The sequence below is a fragment of the Agrobacterium sp. MS2 genome (assembly GCF_003261015.1).
GTDB lineage: Bacteria > Pseudomonadota > Alphaproteobacteria > Rhizobiales > Rhizobiaceae > Agrobacterium > Agrobacterium pusense.
Window position 1 is genome coordinate 191,970 of the sequence record NZ_QLNF01000007.1, and the last position, 20,268, is coordinate 212,237.

The following is a 20,268-nucleotide window of genomic DNA, read 5'->3' on the forward strand; positions in this document are numbered from 1 at the left end:
CCCACATATTTGCCCACGAAAAGATCGAGCAGGCCCATGGCGCGAAACCGTCCGAATTGCTAAAGCTCGGGAATGATATCACTTCGCACCTCCACCAATGGCGACGCGGCGCGCATCCTCGACATATGGAGCAGGGCCGTAGACGCAACCCATGGCTTTCTACTTCCGCAGGATCGCGTTGCGATCGGCGAGGAAGTCAGGGCATTTTTGCCGCAGGCGCCGTTGACGCTTGCCGTCGACGAGACAGACCGCGCCCTGGGTTTCATGTTTCTGCATGAAGGCCATATGGAGGCGCTGTTCATCGATCCGGACCATCACGGCAAAGGCATCGGCAAGGCCCTGGTGGAAAGTGCGCTTGCGCTTCACCCGGCACTGACAACCGACGTTAACGAGCAAAACGGCGAAGCACTGGGCTTTTATCGCCGGCTGGGCTTCAAGCCGACGGGACGCTCCGATGTCGACGGACAGGGGCGGCCCTATCCGCTCATCCATCTTCGATTTCGCCCGACGGAAGAATAGACCGCCGGCGGCGCGGGGATGACAGTGCCATGCACACCATCGCCCATTTCCGAGCCCGCAATTTCTGCGACGGAGCCGCTTTGGGCTGCCTCCTCCCGACTTCATCGCCGAGGCCGATATTACCCGCATCGTCGGCGAAGGGGCCGCATCGGGCTGTGGTCTTTCGCATTAAGTCGGAAGGGCAATCAGCTTCACATCAAGGTCTTCATCAATGGTTATGAACCATATCCATTGACAAATCACGGGACAGCGGCTTTTCTAAAGGCTATGCGTGAAACGTTACGAGCATCGAAATTGCTGGCCCTTATGTTTAGACTGGTGATGATCCTATCACTGGCTGGCTACAGCGTTTCCACCGTGAATGCCGCAATGCATGGTCCCGACGCCGGCGGAATGCAACACGCTCAATCCGCCACGATGGATCACGGCAAGATGATGGATCATGGCGGCTCGGCGATGATGTCCGACACTCATGGTCGCCACGGCGTCCAGGACCTGCAGGGAATGTCCGACGAGGACGGTGGTGTCAAAAAAACCGCGAAGCCACAATGCTGCGGCGATTTCTGTCTCGGCATGGCGGTTCTGATCGATCACGGCGCAGTCGGCACGCCCGTCGTCAGCGGCATCCGCTCCTTCCTCGACGACAGCAAGGCGCTGGGGCAGACCCCGCTTCTTCACCGTCCCCCGAATATCTGAACAGGCAAAGCCCGCCTTTGGGCAATGACCGTGCGTGAGCGGCTGTAACGCCGCTACGCCGTTACATCTCCTGTTCGGAAACGACCCATGAACCCAATTTATATTGTGGTTGCGGCGCCCCTGCTTCTGGGCGGCTGCACAGCCACATCGATGATGAATGACGCCGCCTCCTATGACGACGCGGCAAACCCGACGCTTGCCGTCGCCCCCCTCAGCTACCAAAGCCCGGTCTCGGCTTACACGGCCCGCATGCCGGTCGATCCCAAACCCTGGCGTGACCAGAACGATGCGCAGGCTCCAAAAGGAGACGCATCATGACACCACGTGCATTCAAACTCGGCGCAAAACTGGCAGCCGTTCTATCCATGCCGGTTTTTCTCAGTGGCTGTGTCTCGGCCGCACAATATGCGGCGTCAGATGCTGGGTTCATCAATGTTTCGGCAAAGACATCGGAAGCGACCGGAAAACAGGCCATCTGGGTGCAGAACCGGGTCGAAGCGCAGGCAACACAAGCTCGCGTCAAAACGCTGATGGCGGCCAGCAAGGTCCTTGATGCCGAAACCGCCGTACAGGTTGCGCTGCTGAACAACAAGGGCCTGCAGGCGGCCTATGCCGATCTGGGGGAAGCCGCTGCCACCGCCTGGCAATCGACCATGCTGGTCAATCCGCGGGTCGGCATCGGGCTGACGGGGATCGGCACCCCCGGCCTCAGGGCCTATAAGTCAATCGAGGGCGTGGTCGTCACCAATATCCTGGCACTCGCCACCCTCAAGCAGAACGTGGCGATTGCCGATACCAACTTCCGCAAGGCGCAGCTTGCCGCCGCGCTGAAAACGCTGCAACTCGCGGCAGATACGCGCCGGGCATGGATCAACGCCGTTGCCGCCCTCGAAAATGTCGGCCAACTGGCGCAGGCGCAGACCGCGGCGGACGCCGCCTCTGAACTCGCCAAGAAGCTTGGCGAGGCGGGCTCGCTCAATAAGGAAGGCCAGGCCCGCGAGCAGGTGTTTTATGCCGAGTTGACGGGCCAGATCGCCAAGGCGCGGCTTGAAGCCCGCCTTGCCAAGGAAGAACTGACGCGGCTGATGGGTCTATGGGGAGCGGATATCGAATACGCCATTCCCAACCGCCTGCCGCAGCTTCCAAAAACACTCGCCAAGCGTGACATGATCGAGGCGGAGGCGCTGCAACGCCGCGTCGATCTGCAAATGGCAAAACTCGACCTTGAGGCGACTGCGCGCTCCTTCAAGCTCACGGAAGCCACCCGCTATGTCACCGATCTCGAGTTGCGCTCCGGTTTCGAGACCGAGCGCGAGCTGGAAGACGGCGAAAAGCACAAGCAGACGACCGGCAACGCGGAACTGGAATTCGTCATTCCGATCTTCGATTCCGGCCAGGCGCGCATGCGGGAATCCGAGCTCGCTTATATGCGTGCAGCCAATCTGCTGGCGGAAAAGGCGGTCAATATCCGCTCGGAGGCCCGCTCGGCCTATCAGGCCTATCGCTCGAATTACGATATCGCCCGGCATTACCGCAACAGCGTGGTGCCCCTGCGCACCAAGATCGAGGAAGAGTCGCTGCTGACCTATAACGGCATGCTCACCAACACGTTCGAGCTGCTGGCCGACAGCCGCGAGAAGGTCAATTCAAACCTGCTGGCCATCAATGCCAAACGCGACTTCTGGCTCGCCGAAGCCGGCCTCGCCCCTGCCATTTATGGCGGCGGCGCAGGCGAGTCTGGCGGAGAGACCGAGGTTGCCGCCGCTTCCGGCGGCGGTGGTGGCGGACATTGAGAAAGGGAAAGACCATGTTCAATAGAAGACAACTTCTGGGCGTCAGCGCCGCTATGGTCTCCTCGGCGGCCTGGGCGAAAACCTCCAACAGCAGCCTGCCGGAAGCGGCAGTGATGGAAACGGCGGCAACGCAGGCGCCGGTAAAGCCCACCGCCGGTCCCGATTATAATCCGGTCGTCACCTTGAATGGCTGGACCCTGCCCTTCCGGATGAACAATGGCGTCAAGGAATTCCACCTTGTCGCCGAGCCGGTGGAACGCGAAATGGCCGAGGGCATGACTGCCCGTCTATGGGGTTACAACGGCCAGTCACCGGGCCCCACCATCGAGGCCGTGGAAGGCGACCGGGTACGCATTTTTGTTACCAACAAGCTGCCGGAACATACGACGATCCACTGGCACGGCATGATCCTGCCATCGGGCATGGACGGGGTGGGTGGACTGTCGCAGCCGCATATCCCCGTCGGCAAGACCTTCGTCTACGAGTTCGACCTCTTGAAGTCGGGCACCTTCATGTACCACCCGCATTCGGACGAGATGGTGCAGATGGCGATGGGCATGATGGGCTTCTTCGTTGTCCATCCGAAGGACCCCACCTTCATGCCGGTGGACCGCGATTTTGTGTTCCTGCTCAACGCCTTCGACATCAATCCCGGCACCTCCGTCCCCAAAATCATGACGATGACGGATTTCAATCTTTGGGCATGGAACAGCCGGGTGTTTCCGGGCATCGATCCGCTGGTGGTTTCCAGGGACGACCGGGTGCGCGTGCGTGTCGGTAACCTGACCATGACCAACCATCCGATCCACATGCACGGTTACGATTTCGAGGTGACCTGCACGGATGGCGGCTGGGTGCGGCCGGAGGCGCGCTGGCCGGAGGTCAGCATCGATATTCCCGTCGGCGCCATGCGGGCTTATGAATTCGACGCCAAATATGTCGGCGACTGGGCGATCCATTGCCACAAGTCACACCATACGATGAACGCCATGGGACATGACGTCCCCACCTTCATCGGCGTCGACAAAAAAAGCGTCACCGAAAAGATCCGCAAGGTCCGGCCGGAATATATGCCGATGGGCACCGCCGGCATGGCGGATATGGGCGCGATGGAAATGGAAATCCCCGAAAATACCGTTCCGATGATGACGGGGTGGGGCCCGCACGGCCCGATCGAAATGGGCGGAATGTTCTCTGTCGTGAAGGTTCGCGAAGGCATTTCCGCGGGCGATTACGCAGACCCCGGCTGGTACGAAAATCCGCCCGGCACGCAGGCCTGGGAATGGACCGGCGAATTGCCGGACAGCCAAAAAAACACCGACCCCAAAACGCAGATCACGCCGCATCCGATGAAACACGGCTGAATATGACCCACCCTTACAAACCAAGGAACAATGACATGACCAGACTGAAAATTGCACTGCTTCTCACCACTCTTGCCACGCCAGCGCTCGCATCCGGCACCCACGGCGGCGGCCATGAAGCGATGGCGGTGGGCGAACCGGGCGACAAGGCAAAGGTAACCCAGACCATTCAGGTGACGATGAAAGAGACACCCGATGGCAAGATGCTGTTCACACCCGCCAAATTCGAATTCAAGAAGGGCAAGACGGTTCGCTTCGCTGTCAAGAATGCCGGCGAGCTGGACCATGAATTCATCATGGACGAGCAGAAAGCCAATCTGGAGCACAAGGCTGCAATGGCCAAGGCGCCGGAGATGGAACACGACAACCCGAACGCTATCACCCTCGCGCCGGGAGAAAGCGGCGAAATCATCTGGAAATTCACCAATGACGGCATGTTCGAATTCGCCTGCCTGAAACCCGGACATTACGAGGCCGGCATGCGCGGCGATCTCAAAGTATCCGCCAAGTAACCCACAACCGAAGGAATCTCACCATGAAGACCGTCATTAAGATCACCGTCGCAGCCGCACTTCTACTCACCGCTCCATTCAGCGCATTTGCAGAGGAATTCACCAAGGGAACAGTCAAGAAAGTCGATGCTGCCGCCAAGAAGGTCACGATCATCCATGACGAACTGAAGAACCTCGACATGCCAGCCATGACCATGGTGTTCCGCGTCAAGGACGATGCGATGCTCGAAAAGCTCAAGGAAGGCGCCAATATCGAGTTCATCGCCGAACGCGCCGACGGCAAGCTTGTCGTCGCAAAGGTGAAATAAGGCTGCCATCATCTGCGCAGAAGAAACGGAAGGGGCAGCGGTTTCCGCTGCCCTTTTGATATTCGCGGTCGGATGCCCGACGGGCGATATTGTTCGGCAAACGGTCTTGTTTCGTCGGAGCGCCGCGCACCATCGCTCTTGCGCGAAAAAGTCGCGTCGATCGCACGCCCATTGTTGATGAACGGCCGATGGAGCAGAAGAAATACCGCAAACATCAAAGGCCATGCAATCAGGACATCCGAGAGGAAATGAGCTCCCATCGCCACCCTGTTCAGGGAGAAAATCACGATGAACGGCGTCAATATCGCGGTGCCGATCAGGCGAAATTTCCCTGGCAGGAGAATGATGAAGGCCAGAAGGGCGATTGCGGAAGCGCTTTCACCGGAAGGAAAAGAGCAGTTTCGGGTGCAGCTGCCACCGAGGGAAAGAACCGGTGTAAAAACCAGCTCTCCCCCGAACTCTGCGAGATGCCGCGGCCTTGCCCTGCCGAACAGGTTTTTCAGGGCATGCACCGCAGCGCCCGGTCCCAGAGCAAAAAAGACGATAATAAGCAGCAGCCTGTGTGGTGGAAAAAGCCGTGGCAAGCCGCGCGAGAAGGGCATTACGACAAGCATGCACACAAGTCCGGACAGCAAGACCCAGGGAAGCCTGCGGTTCAGATCGCGAACGGAAATCAGGAACTCGTCCTCGCCGAGTGTGAAACCTTCCGCCCAGAATTGCCGGCTTACTCCAAGATCGATATCCGGCCTGATCGTAAAGACAATCATCATCGCAAGGGCGACCAGAAGAGCCAGCACAAAGGGACTGCCGGAGGCACGCGCAAATGCCTGACGAACGACAGAAATAAAGTTGACACGAAATTTCGACCGTTGGGTCAAACGCCGCTTTTTGGGGTGGGTTTTATGGGTGAGAGACTGGTGCATGGCCAGTTCTCTCCCGCAGAAATGTCAAGGCTCTGCGGAGAAAGACACAAGAGTGTATGGAAAGGAGTGCCGGTGGCATCCATTCGGGCACAGCGGCTCTTGCCCGATGTTCCGCATCCGCTTAGCGTCCCGGCGCTGCCACGGCCGACACCAGTACATTTGCGGATTGAGTATGGACAAAGGACTAATTCTAATCGTCGAAGACGACCCCGATATTATTCAGATCCTGGACGCCTATCTCGTTCGCGAAGGATACAGAACCGTCAGAGCCAGCGACGGAGAAACGGCGCTGACCCATTTCTCCATGTTGAGACCTGATCTGGTTCTCCTCGACATTCGCCTGCCGAAATTCGACGGCATCGAGGTTTTGAACCGCATCCGGCGGGAACGGGAGACGCCTGTCATCATGGTCACATCTCTCGCCGAGGACATGGACAAGCTGACGGGCCTTCGCCTCGGCGCTGACGACTACATCGTCAAACCTTTCAATCCGCATGAATTGATCGCGCGGGTGAATGCCGTGCTGAAACGCACGCGGCAACCGGGCTCTGGCGGGGTTTTACGCTTCGGGCCCATTGAGGTGGACACCGAAGCCTATGTCGCAGCCGTCTGCAACGACGGTCAGCGGGCCGTTCTGCCGCTCACGCTGAGCGAGTTCAGGATCCTCGCCCATATGGCGCGTCGTCCCACCCACGCCTTTCAGCGCGCCGATATTCTTGACGCCTGCCTGCCGGAAAGCGATGCGCTGGCGCGCACCATCGACACACACATTGCCAATCTGCGCAAAAAACTGACGGACCATGGCGCCTGCGGTTATCTCGTCTCGGTGCGCAGCATCGGTTATCGGCTGGCAGGGGAGCAAAAACCATGAAGACTTGGCGGCTCCGCCTGCGGACGATGACGGCGATCACGATCACTACAATGCTCATCTTTGCGGTTGCGTTGGTCTATTTCGGCGTTTCCTGGTATGCCGACAATATTCAGGAGCGCATGATCGCCCAGCTATCGCCGGATGCCTCCAAGGCCTTCTCGGATATAGACCGGGGTGTGATGCCGGACCAGCGTCAGCTTGAGGCCCTTGTCAGGGTTTTGCCGGGCCTCGAGGACGAGGCCGATAACGAGCTTATCAAATCCGTGTTCATTTTCGGATTGCTCGGTGTGTTTCTCTGCAGCTTGCTTGGTTACTTCATCTCTCGGCGCATTGCGGCACCTCTCGGCGAACTTGCCGATGCAGCGCGGCGCATGGCGACCGGCAACTTCAGCGGAGGAGCAGAGATCAGGGGGAGCCACATCGCAGAGGTCGCATTTCTCGTCGACAGTTTCGAGAGCTTGATCCGGGAACTTCAGATGATGGAGCACCGGTTGAAGTTCAACACGATGGCGGTAGCCCATGAACTGCGCACCCCGCTCACGATCCTGCAGGGCCGTTTGCACGGCATTGCCGATGATCTCTTTCCCCTCGACAAGGAAGCCATTCGCCACCTCATCGTCCATGTGGAGGGGCTGGCACGTCTCGTGGATGATTTGCGCACGCTTTCTCTGGCCGAAACCAACAGCCTCGTCAAGGACACCGAGCCGCTTGATCTTGCCGCCGAATGCGCGGCCGTGGCGGAGGCGGCACGGCCGCTCATGAACGAAGCAGGCATTGATCTCGAGATGTCGCTGGAGGCAGCATCAGTTTGCGGCGACCGTCAACGCCTTCGGCAGCTGCTGCTGATCCTGATGGACAATGTTCGCCGCTACGCGGCGAGCGGCGGATTTATGCGTTGTTCGACCGGGCTTCAGGACGGGCGCGCCTTCGTCTCGATCGAGGATAAAGGGCCGGGCTTCCCCGCCGGCGTCGAGGCGCACGGCATCGAACTCTTCTGGCGGATGGAACCGTCACGCGCGCGTAAGACCGGCGGGACAGGTCTCGGCCTGTCCATTGCCCGCGCAATCGCACGGGCGCATGACAGCGATCTGCAGATAAAGGCGCGCCCGGAGGGCGGAACGATCGTGACCGTCATTTTCCGGGAGGCATCCTGAACTCCACCCTAGTCATGGGCAGGCTTTCGCGCCGGCCCGAAGATCATGAAGCTGATGGCGGCGAGTAGCCATACACTGATGCCGGCATAAAGCATGACCAGGCCGAACCCATCCGCAAGCGCCCGGTGGACAAGCTCTTCCGAAACGCCCTGCGCCGAGGCGCCAGCAGTTCCCGCGGCGATCTTTTCCGCCAGCGACTGCACATGAGACACATCCGCCCCGATCGGCAGGTTCGCCCGAAGCGAAGCCCCCACGCCCTCGACCAGAATAAAGCCCATGATCGGAATGTTGATGGCAAGCGAGATCATGCGTGCGCTCATGTCGATGCCCGAAGCCATGCCCGAACGGGCGGGCGAAACCGCGCCCGTGGTCGTGTTGGTAACGGGGGTATTGGTAAGTCCGAGCCCCATTCCGGCGAGGATGCAGCCGGGCAGCATTGTAACCCAGTTCGCCGCTTCGATACCGCTTCCCAGCTTCATCAGCATGAAGCCGAGGCCGATAGTGAACAGTCCTGCCGGAATGACGAGGCGGGGTTGGTAGCGCAGCGACAGGCGTTCCGCCAGAGGCGGGACCACCAAGGCTGGCAGCGTATAGGCAAGCAAGCCGAGCCCGGCGGTGACGCTGTCATAACCGAGGCCAGCCTGAAACCAGATCGGCAGATAGATCATGAACGGCCAGAAGCTGATATTCATCGCCGCTGAACCGATGATCGCCCCGGAAAAAGGCCGGATGCGGAACACTGAGAAGTCGAACATCGGTCTTGAACTAAGCTTTTCGGCAATCAGGAAGGCGATGAAGCTCGCAGCCGAGGCGCCAAGGATCAGAAGCGCCGCCGGGCTCGCAAAACCAAGCTCGGGTCCCTGTGTGATGAAAAAGGCAAGGCAAAAAACGGACAGCGAAAGCGTGGCCATGCCGGCGATATCCAGACGTGCCGCCTCCGGGTCACGCGATTCTCTCACACCGCCCGAAGCAAGCAGCCACGTCACGATGGCGAGCGCTACGTGAACGAGGAAAACCCATTCCCAGCTCCACAGCGCAACAATGGCACCACCGATGATCGGGCCGAAACCGAGCCCAACGCCCGAGATGATGCCCCACCAGCCGAAGGCCATGCCGCGCTCCCGCGCCGTACGGAACTGCTGCGACAGAATGGCGATCTGGCACACCAGCATCGCTCCGCCGCTCAAGCCCTGAAAGAAGCGCGCGCCGATCAGCACCGGTACATTCTGCGTCATTCCGCAGGCAAGGGAAGACAGGGCAAAGGCAGCAATACTGGCAATAAAGACACGTTTACGGCCGAAGCGGTCGGCCAGCGCACCGGTTGCCATCAGCACCATGGTCACGCCGATGGTATAGGCATTCATGATCCACTGGAGTTGCCGGAAATCCGCGTGCAGTACCTGTTCCAGTGTCGGCAGGATCGCCGGAACGCTGGATATTTCTAGTCCGAACATAAGAGCGGAGAGACAAACGGCAGCGAGCGCCATGGCGCTTCTGCTACCCGTTTGTTCGGTAATAACAAGGGTCATTCTTCAGCCTTTCTTGGCTCGGCTCGCAACTGTGAAACCGATCTACGGAGGCGACAGGCTAGACAAAGCTTGACCATAACTGAATTGGATGATTGGCTATTTCAGAGACAACAAATTGGAATAGTCGACATGAGCACGCTGGATGTGGAGGCCGTCGAAGCCTTCGTTACCATCGCCGATATGCAGAGCTTCACCCGCGCGGCCGAAGCGCTCGGCACCACCCAGGGCGCGATCAGCGTCAAGCTCAAGCGATTGGAAGACAGGCTGGGCCAGCGGCTGCTCGAACGCACACCGCGTTCGGTGCGGCTATCCGCGCAGGGTGCAGTGTTTTTGGCGCCCGCCCGCGAATTTCTCGCCGCACACGATCGCGCATTGGCAGGCCTTTCCTCACCGCGCCGTCGTTTTGGCCTCGGCATTGCCGCCCACGTGGCAGGACCGGAGGTGCCAACCCTTCTGGCCCGCCTCAACGACCATGACCCGGGCCTGACGATTGAAGTGCGGATGGACCATTCGCGCTCCCTGCTCGACGCGTTCGACCGTGGGGAAATCGATGCGGCCATCATCAGACGCGAGGACGACCGGCGCGACGGCGAGGTTCTCGGACCGGAGCATTTCGGCTGGTATGCAACCCCGCAATTCGAACATCGTCAGGGTGAACCGTTGCGGCTTGCGGCACTGTCTCCCGCCTGTGGCGTGCGTGATATAGCCACCCGCGCCCTGGACGGGGCTGGCATAGCCTGGACGGAGGTTTTCCTCGGCGGCACATCGTCCATGGTAACCGCGGCCGTTTCGGCGGGACTTGCGATTTCCGCCTTCTCCTCCCGTCTTGCCCCACCCGGCACCGTGGAGGTGAGCCAGCGTTTTGGGCTGCCTTCCCTGCCTTCCACCGAAATCATCATGTTCTCGACCCTGACGGACAGCAGATCGCGTGAGGCGTTGCGAACGCTCGCTGCCGCTTTTCGCGAGCATCGGCCGACCTAAGTGCCGCGGCGTCACAGATAGCCCGACCGCCTGTCGACATTTACCGGTGGAAAATCTAGCATCGCGCCAAACTGGAAGGACCGACCATCTCTCGATCCAGCCGCCACAGTGGAGTATTCATGTCCCTGCCCCAAAAAATCGGTTTTATCGGAACAGGCGCCATCACCGACGCGATGGTACGCGGCCTGCTTGCCAGACCCGCCGCCGTACCACATGTCATGGTGTCCCAGCGCAGCGCGGATGTTTCGGCTGAACTGGCTGCCGATTTTTCGCAGGTGATCGTCTCAAGCGACAATCAGGCGATCGTCGATGGCTGCGATACCGTCATGCTGGCAATCCGTCCCCAGATTGCCGAGGAGGTCATCCGGCCGCTACGGTTCAGGGACGAACAGAAAGTCATCAGCGTCGTGGCTGCGACCAGCCGGGAAGCCCTTCTCGACTGGATCGATGCGGATGTACATCTCACCCAGGCCATCCCGCTGCCCTTCGTCGCCCGCCGCAAAGGCGTCACCGCCATTTATCCCGCCGATAGGGATACGGCAGCAATCTTCAACGTGCTCGGCAATGCGGTGGAATGCGAGACCAAGGCCGAATACGACCTTCTGGCCGCCGGAAGCGCTCTGATGGCTACTTATTTCGGCATCATGCAGACAGCAACGGAATGGTTGGCCGAAAACGGACTGCCGGAAGAAAAGGCGCGCGCCTATCTTGCACCCCTCTTTGGCGGCCTCTCCGAGGTGGCGGTGTTGGCCGGAAGCAAGGCGGATTTTAACGAGATCAGCCGTGAATTCGCCACCAAAGGCGGCCTCAACGAACAGGTGCTCAAAGACTTCGATGGCAAAGGCGGTTCAAAGGCCTTGAAAGATGCATTGAGCCGCGTGCTCGAGCGGATTGCGCGATAGCAGCCGGTGCAACGGTAGGAACAAAAAAGGGCCTTTCGGCCCCTTCTGTTTATGCCTTGCCCGGACGGTTGATCGTCAGAAAGTGGCGCACGACAGGCTTTTCCAGCCCGGAATGATAAGCCAGCACCCTGCCCTGCAAATCTGCATCGGCATTGGAGACCCGCTTGTGCTGGCGAAGATGTTCCGCCCAGGATTCCACCATGAACCATTCGACGATCTTCTGCGGATCGGCGGAGTCTTCCGTGACACCCCAGCCATAGGCGCCATCGCGGCGACGTTCCTGGGAAAGCTCGTCGAGTGCATGCAGGAAAGCGGAGCGGTGATGCTTTTCGACGTTATATTCGATCAGGATCAGAACCGGGCCGCGATCATGGGCCACCGGCTCGGCAACGAGCGGTTCCGGCCAATGGTTGGATGGCACCATATCCGCATCACCCGCAGGCAGTTTCAGGCGGTGCATGACAAGGCCCGCAACCAGCAGTCCCGCAGCACCGATCAGCAATGCACCCGGCACACCTGTGGCTTCACCAACAGCACCCCAGCCAAGGCTGCCAGCTGTCATCGCGCCGTTGAAGACAGTGAGATAGACAGCAAGGCCACGGCCACGCACCCAGTTTGGCAGAACTGCCTGGGCGGCCCCGTTCAGCGTCGTTAGAGCGGTGATCCATGCGCCGCCGAGGAACAGCAGGACGATGATGGCAAGCCACTTCGGCGGTGCGAGTGAAAGCGCGGCCATGACGAGTGCGGTAATGACGGCAGCACCGAGAAGCAGGGCATCTGCATCGAAACGTTCGCGCAGCTTCGGCATGACCAGCGCGCCGCCGATGGCGCCAGCGCCGACAGCACCGAGCAGGATACCGTAGAAGCTGGCGTCTCCGCCGAGCAATTGCCGGGCAACCAGGGGCAGCAGCGCCCAGACGGCGCTGGCGAAAGCGAAGAAGATCGCGGCCCGCAGCAGCACGACATGAAGCGGCTTGCTGGCACGGGTGTAACGAAGGCCCGCCCGGAAAGCGCCGAGGAAACCTTCGGCCAGCGCATCGTCAGCGTTCTTTACCCGTGGCCACCACAAAAGGGCGGCGATGACGACGAAGTAACTGGCGACATCGGCGCCATAGGTAAAGGCCGCGCCGAAGGCCGCAAGCAGGATGCCGCCAGCAGCCGGACCGATGGAACGGGCGATATTGATGCCGAGCGAGTTCAGAGCCACGGCGCTCTTGATATCCTCGCGCTTCACCAGCTCCGGCACGATGGCCTGCCAGGTCGGTCCCATCAGCGCCGCACCGATACCGCCGAGGAAGGTGAGACCGATCAGGGCGCTGACGGACAAAAGGCCGGTGTGCGCAAGAACCATGAGTGTGACGCTGACAGAGGCCAGCAACAGCTGAACTGCGATCAGGAACTTGCGGCGGTCGAGAATATCGGTCAGCACGCCGGCCGGGATCGCCAGAAGAAAGATCGGCAGGGTTCCAGCGGCCTGCACCATGGCGACAGCCGCCGGAGAGGCCGAAAGATCGGTCATCAACCATGAACTCGCGACATCACGCATGAAGCTGCCGGTATTGCCCAGCACCGTCGCAGCCCAGAGGACGGCGAAGACCGGTTGTGCAAGCGGAGCAAAACTGCTTGCGGAGGATTTTGCGGCGCTCATTTGCCCGTTCCTTTCGTGAGATCGATTGCAGCGACGACGACAAATGCGCCAGCGAGACCTAGATATTCAAAGAAGGCATTGGTGGCCATCATGCGGTCCATGCCCGGCGCCATTTCCCAGAAGCGGAGAGCGATGAAGGTGGCGACAAGAGTGAAGCCCGCCAGTGCCAGAGCTCCGGCCCAGCGCAGGAAGCCCGACACAACCAGAGCGGAGGCGGTGAGTTCGAACAGGATGACGACGACGGCGAATGCGACCGCCGGCTGAAGGCCAAAATGGCTCATCTCGGCAATCGCCCCTGGAAAGTCGAAAATCTTCGTCAGCGGTCCCTGAATATAGGCCGAGCAAAGCGCCAGAAGCGCAAGGGTTTTTGTGGCGGGTGCGGCAATGATATCCGCAAGGAAGCCCCGAAGGCGAAGGGTTGAAGACGGCTCAGTCATAATGTGCTCCTACTGGCCGTTCGGTTCGAGCGGCGCTGGCGTTCATCTGATGGAGCGATATTGGCGCAAAGGATTACCGCCAACAATTGCATCAATAGTTTCGATATAATTGCGTAATCTGTAATATTCTTTTATCGGCTGTTGGTCGTATCCCACGGGCGGCACATGCGCCGCCCGTGGGTGGGCTTCTTTTGCCTATGAGGCTTATACCGCCCAGCAGGAGCAGCCCAGGGCACCGAAGAAGCCTTTGAGATCGGCAATCGGCAGCTTCGATGTCCAGGCACCGGCATGGTCGTGACCATGCACACCGCAATCGCTGGCGCAGCCGCAGGTGGAGATGGCCGTGCGGCGCAGCGAGCGGGCGCCGGCGCCATCCGGTTCATCCCAGGCGGCGTAGCCGCCGAACTTGCGCACTGGCGACCAGTCTGGCATGGCCGGCGGAATATTGCTCTCGTCCAGTGCTTTGAAGTCACCGGCGCCATAGACGACCTTGCCACCCACCATCGTCAGTTCCGAGGTAAGGAAGGAGATTTCATCCTCCGCACAGGAGAAGAAGTCCTTGTCCGGCACCACGAGATCGGCGAACTGGCCTTTCTCGATGCGGCCCTTCTTGCCTTCTTCATTCGAGAACCAGGTGACTTTTTCCGTCCACATGCGCAGCGCCGTTTCGCGGTCGAGGCAATTGGCGCGCGGGTAAAGCTGCATGCCGCCAACGGTCTTGCCGGTCACCATCCAGAAGAGCGAAACCCACGGATTATAGGAGGCGACGCGCGTTGCGTCCGTTCCAGCCGAAACGTTCACACCCTTATCGAGCATGCGCCGGATCGGTGGTGTGGCTTCGGCCACGCCCTGACCATAACGTTCAACGAAATATTCGCCTTGATAGGCCATGCGGTGCTGGGTGGCGATGCCACCGCCAAGCGCGGCGATACGGTCGATGGAGCGGTCAGAAATGGTTTCAGCATGGTCGAAGAACCAGTTAAGCCCTTCGAGCGGGATATCACGATTGACCTTTTCGAAGACATCCAGCGCCCGCGAAATGGTCTCGTCATAGGTGGCATGCAGACGCCAGGGCCAGCGGTTTTCCGCCAGAATCCGGACAACATCTTCAAGTTCGCCTTCCATCTCCGGCGGCATATCGGGCCGCGGCTGACGGAAATCCTCGAAATCCGCCGCGGAAAAGACCAGCATTTCACCCGCACCATTGTGCCGGAAATAATCGTTGCCCTGCTTGTATTTGACCGATTGCGTCCAGTTGAGGAAGTCTTCCTTTTCCTGTTTCGGCTTCTGCGTGAAGAGGTTGTAGGCCAGCCGAACGGTCATCTGGTTCTCATCCGACAGCTTCTGGATCACCTCGTAATCATCCGGATAATTCTGGAAGCCGCCGCCGGCATCGATGACGCCGGTCACACCCAGCCGGTTCAGTTCGCGCATGAAATGGCGGGTGGAATTGACCTGATAGTCGAGCGGCAGTTTCGGCCCCTTGGCAAGCGTCGAATAGAGAATGCCGGCATTTGGCTTGGCGAGCAGCAGGCCGGTGGGATTGCCGTTGGCATCACGGGTGATTTCGCCACCGGGCGGGTTCGGCGTGTCCTTGGTATAACCGACGGCACGCAGCGCCGCGCCGTTCAGCAGCGCCCTGTCGTAAAGATGCAGAAGGAAGACCGGCGTATCAGGCGCGACCGCATTGATCTCCTCGATGGTCGGCAGGCGCTTTTCGACGAATTGGTGCTCGGTGAAACCGCCGACGACGCGCACCCATTGCGGGGCTGGCGTTATCGCGACCTGGCGTTTCAGCATGTCCATGGCATCGGCAAGCGAGCGCACGCCGTCCCAGCGCAGTTCCATATTGAAGTTCAGGCCCCCACGCACGACGTGGGTGTGGTTGTCGATCAGGCCCGGCAGAACCCGCTTGCCCCTCAGGTCGATGATCTTCGTTTCCGGCCCGGCAAGGGCCATGACCTCGGTATCGCTTCCCACCTCGAGAAACAGACCATCCTTGATGGCGACTGCCGTTGCATTCGGATTGCCACGATCAAGTGTCGTGACGCGGCCATTGTGAAGGATGGTATCTGGATGCATGGACGAAGCTCCGCTCTTGATGGGATCAGCGGCCTTAGCCGGTGAAAACAGATTCGGAAAGGCGAGACTGGATGCCGCGCCGAGGAAAGTGCGTCGTGTCGGCATCAGCTTCTCTCCCTCTCGGTGGGTGCGGTGCCCTTGGCGATATCTACCGTTTCGACACCACCCCTGGGCATATGACCGAACATGTGCGGCTTGATCTGGTTGAACCACGAAACGGCGGCCGGTTCCCTGTCGATGATCGTTCTTGCGAAAGGGATGATCTGTTCTCCGACCAGGATGCCCAGCAGACCGACCAACGCAATGACGGGCGGCGCGGGCGAACGCACATTGAGCAGGCTGTAAACGATGCCGACGAGCAGGCCGGCGCCAAGCGACAGAAGATAGACTTTCATGGAAACCTCCTTTGGATGGATGAAGCCGCGCCGGCCGGGATATTGATCCCGCCGGCGCGTCAGGGTTGAAAGCTTATTTCGCGGGGTTGGGGCCGATGCGCTTGCCGTGCTTGACGCGCTCTGCGCCGCCATGAACATGCGTGACCGCATAATCGATGCCCATGCCGTAAGCGCCTGAATGTTCCTTCACCAGCGAGGTGACGGCGTCATAGGTTTCCTTGCGGGCCCAGTCGCGCTGCCATTCCAGCAGCACCTGCTGCCAGGTGACGGGGATGACGCCCGCCTGCACCATGCGGTCCATGGCATATTTATGCGCATCGACAGAGGTGCCGCCAGATGCATCCGCCACCATGTAGATTTCGTAATCGGCGACATCATGCAACGCCGAAAGAGCGAAGGTGGTGTTGCACACTTCCGTCCAGAGGCCGGAAACAACGATCTTCTTGCGATCGTTGGCAGCATTCTTCGCCAGGGCATCGCGGACATTCTGGTCATCCCAGGAATTCATCGAGGTACGCTCGAGAATGTCGTTTTCCGGGAATACTGCCAGCAGTTCCGGGAAAGTGTTGCCGGAGAAGCTTTCCGTTTCAACCGTGGTGATGGTCGTCGGAATGTTTAAGATCTTTGCCGCCTTGGCGAGGCCGACGACATTGTTCTTCAAGGTCTGGCGATCGATCGACTGCACACCGAAAGCCATCTGCGGCTGCTGGTCGATGAAGATGATCTGGCTGTTGGCGGGAGTAAGGACTTCAAGCTTCGACATGGTGGTTCTCCGTTCAGGTGGTGATTGCCGATCGACGGCGGTGAAATTGACAAGGCTTCGCCGGTCAGCTGCCCGGCAGGGGCAGCCGCCTTGAAAGCGTGGATATGATTTCTTCAGTGGATGCGGATCAACGACCCGCTTTATGCCGCAAGGGGAGCGAGGTTCGCCTCGATCTGATTGCGGAAAGGCTCATAACGGCTTGGCAGCTTGAGCGCTTCGCCCAGATGCGCGGTATCCTCGTCGCGATCGAAACCGGGTTCGTTGGTGGCGATTTCGAACAGGATGCCGCCCGGCGTGCGGAAATAGATCGCCCAAAAGTAATCGCGGTCGATGACAGGGGTGACCTGATAGCCGGTGTCCGTCAGCGCCTTGCGCACGTCCAGCTGCTTTTGACGGTTTTCAACCGCGAAAGCGATGTGATGAACCGAACCGGCTCCCGGACGGGCAAAGGGCGTCTTTGGCAGTGTGGCGAGATCAATCGTATCGGCGCCGTTGCCGCCGGGAATGACGAAGCGGGTTACATCGCCTTCTACATCGGCGCGCTCATATCCCATGAAGCGAAGCAGTTCCTCGGTCGCGGCCGTATCATTCAGATTGAAGCGCGCACCGGTAAAGCCGCGTATGGCGTTGTCTTCGGAGATGCCCTCGGCAAGCCATGGAGCGCGGGCATCGTTATCCGTTTCGATCAGCGCGAGTCCATCGCCATCCGGACCGGTAAAACGCAGGCGCTGTGCACCGAAGACCGTATCGGCCTGAAGGCCGGCGGCACCTTTCGTAATGAGACGATCTTTCCAGAAGCCGAGCGAACCCTTGGGAACGGAAAACTGCGTCTCGCCCACTTCGCCGACGCCCGGACGGCCGGCCATCATGTTGGCGAAGGGAAAATACGTCATGACGGTGCCCGGGGTTCCCTTTTCGTCACCGTAATAAAGGTGATAGACGCTTGGCTCGTCGAAGTTAACGGTTTTCTTGACCCGGCGCAGGCCGAGCGTATCGGTGAAGAAGCTGTTGTTCTGCCGTGCATCCGACGCCATCGAGGTAACGTGGTGCAGGCCCTTGATATCCTTGATCATCGTCGGCGCCTTTCGCTGTTGGTATGCCCGTTTCGATGGAGAAAGATGTAACCCGCTTGATTGCATCGCGGAATTGCAATATTTTTCTCGAATGAATTGCGATTTTTGAAATAATAGAGATGAACGATCACAAAGCTCTCAAAACCTTCCTGATGGCGGCCGAAAAGCGCAACTTCGCGCAGGTGGCCCGTGAACTCGGCATGACGGCAGCGGCCGTCACCCGTGCGATTGCAGCACTTGAAGATGATCTCGGCGTGCAATTATTCGTCCGGACCACCCGTCAGGTATCGCTCACGACGGACGGGGCCGTCTTCGCCGCACAGATTCAGCCGGCGGTCGAGGCTTTGGAGAACGCCCGGCGCGATGTTCGCAACGCCCACAAGGCCGACGAGGGACGCCTGAGGATCAGCGCGCCGACATGGCTCGGCAAAACGGTGCTGCCGCCGATCCTGTCGGGCTTCCGGGAACTCTATCCGAAAATGTGCTTCGAGATTTCGTTATCGGATGGCCTGGTCAATATCGTGGATGATGACTACGATCTGGCGATCCGTATCTCGTCCGCCCCATCGGACAAATTCACCATATGGCGCAAGATCAGGGCTGTACCGCGCATATTGGTGGCGGCTCCGGGCAGCCGGTTCGCGCAGATGAAACACCCCGCTGAACTGACGCCTGACGATTGCCTTGCCTACAGCGGCGAGAGCCGTCGGGAGAATTGGGTTCTGTCAGATGGCGGGTCAAGTATCACGATAACGGCAGGTCGTGCCTTCAGCGCCAATAGCGGCGAGGTTCTGGCCGATATGGCTGCGGATGGCGCAGGGGTCGCCTTGCTGCCGGGCTTCAACATCGCACAGCATATCCACAGCGGCCGCCTCGTCCATGTCCTGCCCGGCTGGTCGCCGCCGGAACTCTGGCTGACGCTCTATTATCCGCCCTATCAGGCCCTGCCGCCCCGCATCGCAACTTTCTCGAAATTTTTCGAAGAACAGTTACCAGCCTACATGGTGGCGCTGGAGTAGAACTGCCCGGTCTGCGCATTAATGACGGCGCGGGAGCGGCGCGCTCCCTCGCGGGATCCGTGAACGCGCCTTCTGTTATGCGCCATCCTGCCCAACAATATTGGACCGCGAAGTCACCGGGACAACACACCAGTAAAATTCCGCTTGATTAAATACCGACTAGTCTGTATTTAATCAAGCAAGGGAGATTTGATGTGGCAAGGAAACAGAACCCATTGACCAGGCCGGGCCTGCTGGAGGCGGCATTTACCGTCATCCGGACGAAAGGTTACGCCGCGACGACAGTTGACGATGTCTGCGCCAAGGCCGAACTGTCCAAAGGTGCATTCTTTCACCATTTCTCCAGCAAGGAGGAAATGGCGGTCGCGGCTGCCCAGCACTGGTCGGAGGTAACCGGTGCCGTGTTCGAAACCGCGTCCTATCATGATGCCGCTGATCCACTGGAGCGACTGCTGAACTATGTCGCCTTCCGCAAGCAGTTGATACAGGGCGAATTGCCGGATTTTACCTGCTTTGTCGGCACCATGGCGCAGGAGGTTTACGAGACCAGCGAGGCGATCCGGCAAGCGTGCTGGAATAGCATTTCAGGCCACGCCGAAACACTTGTCAGCGATATCGAAGCAGCCCTGGATCAATACAAGATAACAGAGACATTTACGGCGGAAAGTCTTGCCCTGCACATTCAAGCCGTCATCCAGGGCGCCTTCATTCTGGCAAAAGCGAGCGGGAATCCGCAGCAAGCCGTCGAAAGCCTCGACCATCTTCACCGCTATATCCGGCTGCTGTTCAGCCCGACAATGATCAACCACGTTGAATGACAACGCATCAACAGGAGGAAACCATGCCAAGCGTCATTCGTCTACATCGCGTCTTCGCAACGAAACCCGAAAAGCTCTATCGCGCTTTCATCGAACCGGATGCGATTTCAAGCTGGCTCCCGCCATTCGGGTTCACCTGTACCGTTCATGAACTGAATGCGAAGGTCGGCGGCAATCACCGGATGTCTTTCCGAAATTTCACGACGGGCGACAGTCATTCCTTTGGCGGGACCTATGTTGAACTCGTGCCCGGAGAGCGCCTTGTCTACACGGACCGCTTCGACGATCCCAACCTGCCTGGCGAAATGAAAGTCACGGTGAGCATGAAGGCAGTCGCATCCGGCACCGAAGTGAATATCGAACAGGAGGGCGTGCCGGATATCATTCCGGCTGATGCGTGTTATCTCGGCTGGCAGGAGTCACTGCGCAAGCTTGCCAAGCTCGTGGAGCCCGAAATCACGCAATAGCGCGCGACAATGCT

At 59.4% G+C, this 20,268-nt stretch carries 22 protein-coding genes; 14 read left to right on the forward strand and 8 right to left on the reverse strand.

The genetic code is table 11. The annotated features are described in order from the left end of the window. Positions 1–72 precede the first annotated feature (72 nt). The 7 genes from DOU54_RS02545 to DOU54_RS02575 all read left to right on the forward strand — a co-directional run bounded on the left by DOU54_RS02545 (position 73) and on the right by DOU54_RS02575 (position 5,192). Positions 73–519: an acetyltransferase gene (locus DOU54_RS02545; protein ID WP_113730446.1), complete on the forward strand. Its 447-nt coding sequence runs from the start codon at positions 73–75 to the stop codon at positions 517–519. 267 nt (positions 520–786) lie between these two features. Beyond that, positions 787–1,215, forward strand: coding sequence for a hypothetical protein (locus tag DOU54_RS02550; RefSeq protein ID WP_113730448.1), 429 nt, complete (start codon positions 787–789; stop codon positions 1,213–1,215). Positions 1,216–1,302: 87 nt separating this feature from the next. Next, positions 1,303–1,533 (forward strand): hypothetical protein, encoded by a 231-nt coding sequence (locus tag DOU54_RS02555; RefSeq protein ID WP_022563386.1) that lies wholly within the window; start codon positions 1,303–1,305, stop codon positions 1,531–1,533. Further along, positions 1,530–3,008 (forward strand): TolC family protein, encoded by a 1,479-nt coding sequence (locus DOU54_RS02560; RefSeq protein WP_113730450.1) that lies wholly within the window; start codon positions 1,530–1,532, stop codon positions 3,006–3,008. The genes DOU54_RS02555 and DOU54_RS02560 overlap by 4 nt, the downstream gene beginning before the upstream one ends. A 14-nt stretch (positions 3,009–3,022) precedes the next feature. Beyond that, positions 3,023–4,372 (forward strand): multicopper oxidase family protein, encoded by a 1,350-nt coding sequence (locus tag DOU54_RS02565; RefSeq protein ID WP_112555318.1) that lies wholly within the window; start codon positions 3,023–3,025, stop codon positions 4,370–4,372. Between the two features lie 35 nt (positions 4,373–4,407). Beyond that, positions 4,408–4,884 carry a cupredoxin domain-containing protein gene (locus tag DOU54_RS02570; protein ID WP_004437529.1) on the forward strand — a complete coding sequence of 159 codons (477 nt, stop codon included), beginning with the start codon at positions 4,408–4,410 and terminating at the stop codon, positions 4,882–4,884. Positions 4,885–4,907: 23 nt separating this feature from the next. After that, positions 4,908–5,192, forward strand: coding sequence for a copper-binding protein (locus DOU54_RS02575; protein ID WP_113730452.1), 285 nt, complete (start codon positions 4,908–4,910; stop codon positions 5,190–5,192). An 8-nt stretch (positions 5,193–5,200) separates the two neighbouring features. Here the strand turns inward: DOU54_RS02575 and DOU54_RS02580 are convergent, their stop codons facing one another. Beyond that, complete coding sequence (locus DOU54_RS02580) at positions 5,201–5,989, reverse strand: phosphatase PAP2 family protein (RefSeq protein WP_286079845.1); 789 nt, start codon at positions 5,987–5,989, stop codon at positions 5,201–5,203. 298 nt (positions 5,990–6,287) lie between these two features. On the opposite strand from DOU54_RS02580, the gene DOU54_RS02585 reads away from it, so the two are divergent. After that, positions 6,288–6,986 (forward strand): response regulator, encoded by a 699-nt coding sequence (locus DOU54_RS02585; RefSeq protein WP_004437520.1) that lies wholly within the window; start codon positions 6,288–6,290, stop codon positions 6,984–6,986. Next, the gene (locus tag DOU54_RS02590) at positions 6,983–8,140 is read left to right on the forward strand and encodes an ATP-binding protein (protein WP_113730456.1); all 1,158 of its coding nucleotides are present in this window, start codon (positions 6,983–6,985) and stop codon (positions 8,138–8,140) included. The genes DOU54_RS02585 and DOU54_RS02590 overlap by 4 nt, the downstream gene beginning before the upstream one ends. Before the next feature lie 8 nt (positions 8,141–8,148). Here DOU54_RS02590 and DOU54_RS02595 read toward each other — a convergent pair whose 3' ends face one another. Then, positions 8,149–9,627: an MFS transporter gene (locus DOU54_RS02595; RefSeq protein ID WP_502695896.1), complete on the reverse strand. Its 1,479-nt coding sequence runs from the start codon at positions 9,625–9,627 to the stop codon at positions 8,149–8,151. Between the two features lie 171 nt (positions 9,628–9,798). Here DOU54_RS02595 and DOU54_RS02600 point away from each other — a divergent pair, with 171 nt between their 5' ends. Both DOU54_RS02600 and DOU54_RS02605 read left to right on the forward strand, forming a co-directional pair. After that, complete coding sequence (locus DOU54_RS02600) at positions 9,799–10,650, forward strand: LysR family transcriptional regulator (RefSeq protein WP_004437510.1); 852 nt, start codon at positions 9,799–9,801, stop codon at positions 10,648–10,650. Positions 10,651–10,769: 119 nt separating this feature from the next. Continuing rightward, positions 10,770–11,552 carry a pyrroline-5-carboxylate reductase gene (locus DOU54_RS02605; RefSeq protein WP_100911321.1) on the forward strand — a complete coding sequence of 261 codons (783 nt, stop codon included), beginning with the start codon at positions 10,770–10,772 and terminating at the stop codon, positions 11,550–11,552. A 49-nt stretch (positions 11,553–11,601) separates the two neighbouring features. Here the strand turns inward: DOU54_RS02605 and DOU54_RS02610 are convergent, their stop codons facing one another. From DOU54_RS02610 to DOU54_RS02635, 6 genes are all read right to left on the reverse strand, one after another. Beyond that, the gene (locus tag DOU54_RS02610) at positions 11,602–13,200 is read right to left on the reverse strand and encodes an MFS transporter (protein WP_113730460.1); all 1,599 of its coding nucleotides are present in this window, start codon (positions 13,198–13,200) and stop codon (positions 11,602–11,604) included. Beyond that, a complete protein-coding gene (locus tag DOU54_RS02615) occupies positions 13,197–13,637 on the reverse strand; it encodes a DoxX family protein (RefSeq protein ID WP_113730462.1) in 441 nt (146 codons plus the stop codon). Before DOU54_RS02615 ends, DOU54_RS02610 begins: the two co-directional genes overlap by 4 nt. A gap of 204 nt (positions 13,638–13,841) precedes the next feature. Continuing rightward, positions 13,842–15,824 (reverse strand): amidohydrolase, encoded by a 1,983-nt coding sequence (locus DOU54_RS02620; RefSeq protein ID WP_113730464.1) that lies wholly within the window; start codon positions 15,822–15,824, stop codon positions 13,842–13,844. Next, entirely contained in the window at positions 15,824–16,114 is a 291-nt protein-coding gene (locus DOU54_RS02625; RefSeq protein ID WP_113730465.1) for a XapX domain-containing protein, read from the reverse strand. Before DOU54_RS02625 ends, DOU54_RS02620 begins: the two co-directional genes overlap by 1 nt. Positions 16,115–16,187: 73 nt before the next feature. Next, the gene (locus DOU54_RS02630) at positions 16,188–16,877 is read right to left on the reverse strand and encodes a hydrolase (protein ID WP_113730467.1); all 690 of its coding nucleotides are present in this window, start codon (positions 16,875–16,877) and stop codon (positions 16,188–16,190) included. A gap of 140 nt (positions 16,878–17,017) precedes the next feature. After that, a complete protein-coding gene (locus DOU54_RS02635; RefSeq protein WP_113730469.1) occupies positions 17,018–17,950 on the reverse strand; it encodes a ring-cleaving dioxygenase in 933 nt (310 codons plus the stop codon). 119 nt (positions 17,951–18,069) lie between these two features. Here DOU54_RS02635 and DOU54_RS02640 point away from each other — a divergent pair, with 119 nt between their 5' ends. The 3 genes from DOU54_RS02640 (at position 18,070) to DOU54_RS02650 (ending at position 20,254) form a co-directional block, all read left to right on the forward strand. Next, the gene (locus tag DOU54_RS02640) at positions 18,070–18,969 is read left to right on the forward strand and encodes a LysR family transcriptional regulator (RefSeq protein WP_004437488.1); all 900 of its coding nucleotides are present in this window, start codon (positions 18,070–18,072) and stop codon (positions 18,967–18,969) included. A 194-nt stretch (positions 18,970–19,163) separates the two neighbouring features. Next, a complete protein-coding gene (locus tag DOU54_RS02645) occupies positions 19,164–19,787 on the forward strand; it encodes a TetR/AcrR family transcriptional regulator (RefSeq protein WP_113730470.1) in 624 nt (207 codons plus the stop codon). Positions 19,788–19,810: 23 nt separating this feature from the next. After that, positions 19,811–20,254, forward strand: a complete 444-nt coding sequence (locus DOU54_RS02650; RefSeq protein ID WP_004437482.1) for an SRPBCC family protein — start codon at positions 19,811–19,813, stop codon at positions 20,252–20,254. The last annotated feature ends 14 nt before the right edge of the window (positions 20,255–20,268 follow it).

Coding starts and splice junctions, on each gene's coding strand:
- DOU54_RS02545 (WP_113730446.1), top strand. CDS start 73: ATGATATCACTTCGCACCTCCACCAATGGCGACGCGGCGCGCATCCTC.
- DOU54_RS02640 (WP_004437488.1), top strand. CDS start 18,070: ATGAACGATCACAAAGCTCTCAAAACCTTCCTGATGGCGGCCGAAAAG.
- DOU54_RS02615 (WP_113730462.1), bottom strand. CDS start 13,637: ATGACTGAGCCGTCTTCAACCCTTCGCCTTCGGGGCTTCCTTGCGGAT.
- DOU54_RS02565 (WP_112555318.1), top strand. CDS start 3,023: ATGTTCAATAGAAGACAACTTCTGGGCGTCAGCGCCGCTATGGTCTCC.
- DOU54_RS02595 (WP_502695896.1), bottom strand. CDS start 9,627: ATGGCGCTCGCTGCCGTTTGTCTCTCCGCTCTTATGTTCGGACTAGAA.
- DOU54_RS02555 (WP_022563386.1), top strand. CDS start 1,303: ATGAACCCAATTTATATTGTGGTTGCGGCGCCCCTGCTTCTGGGCGGC.
- DOU54_RS02620 (WP_113730464.1), bottom strand. CDS start 15,824: ATGCCGACACGACGCACTTTCCTCGGCGCGGCATCCAGTCTCGCCTTT.
- DOU54_RS02560 (WP_113730450.1), top strand. CDS start 1,530: ATGACACCACGTGCATTCAAACTCGGCGCAAAACTGGCAGCCGTTCTA.
- DOU54_RS02600 (WP_004437510.1), top strand. CDS start 9,799: ATGAGCACGCTGGATGTGGAGGCCGTCGAAGCCTTCGTTACCATCGCC.
- DOU54_RS02590 (WP_113730456.1), top strand. CDS start 6,983: ATGAAGACTTGGCGGCTCCGCCTGCGGACGATGACGGCGATCACGATC.
- DOU54_RS02610 (WP_113730460.1), bottom strand. CDS start 13,200: ATGAGCGCCGCAAAATCCTCCGCAAGCAGTTTTGCTCCGCTTGCACAA.
- DOU54_RS02630 (WP_113730467.1), bottom strand. CDS start 16,877: ATGTCGAAGCTTGAAGTCCTTACTCCCGCCAACAGCCAGATCATCTTC.
- DOU54_RS02570 (WP_004437529.1), top strand. CDS start 4,408: ATGACCAGACTGAAAATTGCACTGCTTCTCACCACTCTTGCCACGCCA.
- DOU54_RS02650 (WP_004437482.1), top strand. CDS start 19,811: ATGCCAAGCGTCATTCGTCTACATCGCGTCTTCGCAACGAAACCCGAA.
- DOU54_RS02585 (WP_004437520.1), top strand. CDS start 6,288: ATGGACAAAGGACTAATTCTAATCGTCGAAGACGACCCCGATATTATT.
- DOU54_RS02625 (WP_113730465.1), bottom strand. CDS start 16,114: ATGAAAGTCTATCTTCTGTCGCTTGGCGCCGGCCTGCTCGTCGGCATC.
- DOU54_RS02550 (WP_113730448.1), top strand. CDS start 787: ATGCGTGAAACGTTACGAGCATCGAAATTGCTGGCCCTTATGTTTAGA.
- DOU54_RS02575 (WP_113730452.1), top strand. CDS start 4,908: ATGAAGACCGTCATTAAGATCACCGTCGCAGCCGCACTTCTACTCACC.
- DOU54_RS02635 (WP_113730469.1), bottom strand. CDS start 17,950: ATGATCAAGGATATCAAGGGCCTGCACCACGTTACCTCGATGGCGTCG.
- DOU54_RS02605 (WP_100911321.1), top strand. CDS start 10,770: ATGTCCCTGCCCCAAAAAATCGGTTTTATCGGAACAGGCGCCATCACC.